This is a genomic window from Gluconobacter sp. P1D12_c (assembly GCF_018812105.1).
Lineage (GTDB): Bacteria > Pseudomonadota > Alphaproteobacteria > Acetobacterales > Acetobacteraceae > Gluconobacter > Gluconobacter oxydans_A.
In genome coordinates this window covers 1-4,536 of the sequence record NZ_JACSIQ010000038.1, presented here as the reverse complement: position 1 = coordinate 4,536, position 4,536 = coordinate 1, and the positions used below count along the sequence as shown (strand labels likewise).

Sequence of the window (4,536 nt, the reverse complement as noted above, 5' to 3'; positions counted from 1 at the left end):
ATGGTGGCTGGGGCGGCGGTTGGGGCGGTGGCTGGGGTGGGCCCGGCTATGGTGGCTACGGCGGCGGCTGGGGTGGCGGTTTCCCCGCGACCTATTACAACACAAGCTGTCAGACGACGTTTGAACTGGTAAGTGGTCACGTCGTGGGATGGACCATGCGCGGGGATGGGTGCTGAACCCGGTTTCCTCGTCTATGGTTCTGCGTCCTCTTTATTAAGACGGTGTGACCAGACATGTATGTGCGATTCGGTTTTTCCTCTGTTCCCGGCGGTTTGACCCGGTTCTCGGGTCTTCGTTCGGGCGCAGTGGCCCTGCTGGGGTTAGCTCTGGCAGGATGTCATGGGACGGATTGGTCGCATAATTATCAGGACAGTTTCGAGACACAGGCAAAGACGTCCATGTCTTACATGCCTGACACTGTCGCCGATGCGTTCGAAAAGCCCAAGAATAATGAGCCGAGCACGCCGGTCGCTTATCACCGGCCTGCATCACCGTCGTATGATGATCGTCCGTTGGACGAAAATATTGCTGCGTCCGTGGAACTGGCCGACTATACGGCTGCGATCCAGCATGTTGGTCTGGTACCGTGGATCACGGGACCTGGCCCTTATACAGTTTTCGCTATTCCAAATGAGGCCATGGAAAAGCTCTCGGCTCGCTGGCCTGGCGGGCTGATGGCCCCTGCGATGAAGGGTCAGTTGACCCATATTCTGGGCTATACAATCGCATCAGGAAAATGGGACGAAAAAGCCATTCGCAAGGCCATCGCCAGAAACCATGGTCGGGGTATCGGTCTTAAGACGCTATATGGAGATATCATCAGCGTCCATATTGATGCTCGGACTGGCGAAATTTTCCTGAATAATCCCGCCGGGCAGGTGGCTCATCTGTGGAGCCATTCGCTGCCGCAGTCCAATGGTGTTCTGTATTTCATGCGGGACGCGCTGCTTCCTGTTTCTCACTGAATCAAAGAAAGGCGCGCCACCTTCTCAGGTGCTGAGTGCGCTTAAAAGCTGGATGACAGTATCCTGATCACTGCCATCTAGCTTCAGAGGGATGGCAAGGAAGTCAGCCGCAGCGTCTCTAGCGGTCCGTGCAGCTTTGACCGATACAATGTTTTCGGCCACGGCGGGAAGTTCCATTACGGACGTCCACCACTTAATCATGTCTGCATGTTCTGAAGGGAAGGCGATGTAGTCCGAGCCGCTTTCTCCGGCCTGCATCGCTTCGTCCCGGCTTTGGCAGAAGCATCCAATCTGGATGTTCTCTCCTGCTATTTTGCGTAGGATAGGTAGGCTGTCTGCTGACGGCGCGTGGAGACCATCAGCCACCTTTAAAAGATCTGGCGAGATAGAAACCGTTATGTCCGCCACATCCAGCATCAGGGCGACGTCATTCTCGTGAAGCAAACTCACGAATTTGGAAAGCTGTTTTTTGTCGAGGTTGTGGGTTGCTGGAAAACGCAGCGCAGTAACCTCGGGGCGTGCGAGCAGCCCTGGCAATACATCAAGCATTGCGGGTGTTTCGAATGTGGCGGGCAGAACGGGATAAAGATCGCAAGGTATCATGAGCAGAGTTTCGCAGATTCATGCGCGGCGGGCTAGCGTCGCCATGAGGTAAGGGAAGGGCGGGCCACAAGGACCCTCGTTTCATGGAGTTTGTCTGACTTCAAGGCTCTCATTTGTTGCAGCGACGCTTGGCAAACAACCCATCCAATCCCGGCCAGGAGTGCCATGCGCGCCAAAGCTGCGGAGGCGCCACAATCCAGAATAGAAAAAGCCTTCTGCTCCTGCACCACATCCAGCCACCAGGGAATTCCGAAGCTGTTTCCTGCGCCGTCAGGGGAGAGTGCCAGAAAGGGCTGAGGGTGCTGTGCTCTGAGGCTGACAATTTCAGGATAAGAAGAAATACTGAAGACTGGTAACGCCAGAGAGGCCACAGCGCTTGACCTGATGAAGGGTTCAGGTCTTTCCTGAGCAGGCAATCTAGGATGAGATGTGTCGGTCATAGTATTCGGCATAGTGATGGCATGAACGGAAAGAGCGCGTTTTGAGCGAGCAGACAGGATCTCTGCAGGACGATAGGACTATTGATCGTCTTGAGGAAGCGGTGGGGCGAATTGCCACTGCGATGGAGCAGCAGGCCCGAATGCGGGAAGAGCGTGAGCGCGAGGCGCGTTCAGCTCCCGACCTGCCAGAGATTGCCGCAAACATCGATGCTTTATGTGTGCGTATCCGCGGAATTCTTGAACGAAAGGGAGAATGAGCCATGGGGCAGGTTTCCATTCGTCTGAACGGGTATGTTTACAGTGTTGGCTGCCAGGATGGGGAAGAACACCATCTTTATTCCATGGCGCGGCAGGTTGAGAGCTGGCTTCAGCGGGCGAGGACCCTTGGTGGTGCCGCCAGCGAGTCCAAGACACTTATGATGGCTGCGCTATTGATGGCAGACGAAATTTTTGAACTGAAGCGTCGGCCGATTCCGGATGATATGCTGGCGACTGTTGAAGAAGCCAAAGCGGCCTTGCGTATCGCAGAATCACGCCAGGCGAGGCTCGCACATTTGACGCAGCAGGTTGAGGGTTTGGCTGAGACACTCGAAAAGGAAGGGTAATCGACGGGTTCCCGTTGAATATCTCTCCGCAGTGTCTAATATGTAGTTCGGAGCTGCCTGGTGCGTCAGGCAAATCAACCCCCGGGCCGATAAGCATTCCTACGGGAACTGGCTCTGTCGTGGCCCTGGTCACGTTAACCGGTGCCCACCTGCACTTGCAGGTCTAGGAGGGCTGAAAAGACCAACGGCTTTGGCGGCTCCACAGATTTCTTCCATCGATCAGCAAAAAAAAGAACTCCGTGACCTCATGGCTGAGAAGCGCAGGAACGCGCCTGCGCATGCAGAAGCGGATCTTCTGGAACGGCTTTTTAAAACCGTTCAGACTTATGAGGCGCTGAGCGTAGCGGCAGTTTGGCCCTTGCCGGGAGAAATCGATCTTCGACCTTTATGTTCCCGGCTGGCTCGTGATGGGCGGCGCGTTGCGCTGCCTGAGACGACACCCAAGGGAACGCCTCTCGTTTTTCGGGAGTGGAGCGAAGAGACGCCCATGCTGGCAGGTCGCTTTGGGACATCTCATCCTGATGGCCCCATCCTTGTTCCTGATCTTGTGCTTGTTCCTTTCCTGGCGTTTGACCGGAAAGGTTTTCGCTTGGGCTATGGGGGCGGTTATTATGACCGCACTCTGGCGCAGCTGAATGTGCCCGCAATTGGCTTCGGTTTTGCCTTTCAGGAAATGAAAAGCATTCCCGTTGGGCCGTACGATATTCCCCTCTCTGTTGTCGTCACTGAAAAAGAGACGATTCAGACGGGGCCTTATAATTTGGAAGGCTGACTGTTGAGACTGCTGTTTCTGGGCGACGTTGTAGGTCGGAGTGGACGTGAAGCAATAACCGACAACTTGCCGGAGTGGCGTAAAAAGCTCTCTTTGGATCTGGTTGTCGTGAATGCGGAGAACGCTTCACATGGTTATGGCCTTTCCCCTGATATCGCGAGAAGCCTGTTCTCTGCCGGTGTAGATGTCATCACGTTGGGCAACCATGCCTGGGACAGACGCGATATGGTGAGCCACATCAGCCAGATGCCTAATATCGTGCGACCTATTAACTATCCCGCAGGGACGCCGGGGCAGGGGAGCTACATTATAGATCTGGAGCGTGGTCGCCGCGCTTTGGTGGTTAATGTCATGGGTCGAATTTTCATGGACCCGCTGGATGATCCCTTTCGGGTCGTTGGTGAACTGCTTTCCCGTCATCGGCTTGGCGTGACCGTGAATGCAATTGTCGTAGACATTCACGCGGAAGCGACCAGTGAGAAGATGGGCTTTGGTCAGTTCTTCGACGGGCGGGTGTCGCTGGTTGTTGGAACACATACGCATGTGCCGACGGCAGATCATCGTATTCTTCCCAAAGGAACGGCCTATCAGACGGATGCCGGCATGTGCGGTGACTATGACAGTGTCATCGGTATGGGGAAGGAAGCGTCCCTTCATCGGCTGATCCGTAAAATCCCAGGGGAGCGCCCTCAGCCAGCAGAAGGCGAGGCGACAGTTTGCGGTCTGATGGTCGAGACAAACGACGCCACAGGTCTGGCTGTCCGCGTCGCTCCTTTAAGGATGGGAGGGCATCTGGCGCCGAACTGGCCGGATTTCTAACGCGGGACAAAGATTTCAGAAGAAAAATGCAGAAAATGAAAGTTTTTTCTGAGGGCTAAAAGGGTGAAAAGTGTGGATTTCTCGCATTTCCCCCAATTTACAGTCATTTTTCTTGTGGATAAGTGTTGTGTGATGATTGTTTGACAGTGATGTGTGGTGGCCGTATAAGCCCGTTCACCGACACGGCGGGGCCTTCTTCGAGGGTCTGGCCGGGGCGGTTTGAGATGCTGATCTTTGAAAATTGAATATGGAATTGGAAGGGATATGTTGGCGGCGTTTTGGTGCTGCTGGTTTTGGGATTATTTTCCTGAGACCTGAGTGTCGAAGTGTTA

7 protein-coding genes and 1 other RNA gene are annotated in these 4,536 nt (G+C 54.6%); 6 read left to right on the top strand and 2 right to left on the bottom strand.

Features of this window, described 5'->3' with window-relative positions:
- Window positions 1-233 precede the first annotated feature (233 nt).
- On the top strand, window positions 234-965 hold the full coding sequence (locus KP705_RS15175; RefSeq protein ID WP_064275690.1) for a fasciclin domain-containing protein: 732 nt from the start codon (window positions 234-236) through the stop codon (window positions 963-965).
- 24 nt (window positions 966-989) lie between these two features.
- Here the strand turns inward: KP705_RS15175 and KP705_RS15170 are convergent, their stop codons facing one another.
- On the bottom strand, window positions 990-1,514 hold the full coding sequence (locus KP705_RS15170; protein ID WP_252348418.1) for a thiamine phosphate synthase: 525 nt from the start codon (window positions 1,512-1,514) through the stop codon (window positions 990-992).
- Between the two features lie 535 nt (window positions 1,515-2,049).
- Here KP705_RS15170 and KP705_RS15165 point away from each other — a divergent pair.
- The 5 genes from KP705_RS15165 (at window position 2,050) to KP705_RS15145 (ending at window position 4,204) form a co-directional block, all read left to right on the top strand.
- Window positions 2,050-2,265: a hypothetical protein gene (locus tag KP705_RS15165; protein ID WP_086634867.1), complete on the top strand. Its 216-nt coding sequence runs from the start codon at window positions 2,050-2,052 to the stop codon at window positions 2,263-2,265.
- Between the two features lie 3 nt (window positions 2,266-2,268).
- Window positions 2,269-2,613, top strand: coding sequence for a cell division protein ZapA (locus KP705_RS15160; protein ID WP_046901310.1), 345 nt, complete (start codon window positions 2,269-2,271; stop codon window positions 2,611-2,613).
- A gap of 47 nt (window positions 2,614-2,660) precedes the next feature.
- A non-coding RNA gene (gene ssrS, locus KP705_RS15155) (6S RNA) lies at window positions 2,661-2,817 on the top strand.
- Between the two features lie 43 nt (window positions 2,818-2,860).
- Window positions 2,861-3,385: a 5-formyltetrahydrofolate cyclo-ligase gene (locus tag KP705_RS15150; RefSeq protein WP_235271794.1), complete on the top strand. Its 525-nt coding sequence runs from the start codon at window positions 2,861-2,863 to the stop codon at window positions 3,383-3,385.
- A 3-nt stretch (window positions 3,386-3,388) separates the two neighbouring features.
- Window positions 3,389-4,204 carry a TIGR00282 family metallophosphoesterase gene (locus tag KP705_RS15145; protein ID WP_046901312.1) on the top strand — a complete coding sequence of 272 codons (816 nt, stop codon included), beginning with the start codon at window positions 3,389-3,391 and terminating at the stop codon, window positions 4,202-4,204.
- 103 nt (window positions 4,205-4,307) lie between these two features.
- Here KP705_RS15145 and KP705_RS15140 read toward each other — a convergent pair.
- A partial coding sequence (locus KP705_RS15140) for a hypothetical protein (RefSeq protein WP_215764746.1) occupies window positions 4,308-4,536 on the bottom strand: 229 nt, incomplete at its 5' end.

Bases quoted from the DNA above. Each gene is read 5' to 3' on its own strand.
- KP705_RS15175 (WP_064275690.1), top strand. From the start codon at position 234: ATGTATGTGCGATTCGGTTTTTCCTCTGTTCCCGGCGGTTTGACCCGG.
- KP705_RS15170 (WP_252348418.1), bottom strand. From the start codon at position 1,514: ATGCTTGATGTATTGCCAGGGCTGCTCGCACGCCCCGAGGTTACTGCG.
- KP705_RS15150 (WP_235271794.1), top strand. From the start codon at position 2,861: ATGGCTGAGAAGCGCAGGAACGCGCCTGCGCATGCAGAAGCGGATCTT.
- KP705_RS15160 (WP_046901310.1), top strand. From the start codon at position 2,269: ATGGGGCAGGTTTCCATTCGTCTGAACGGGTATGTTTACAGTGTTGGC.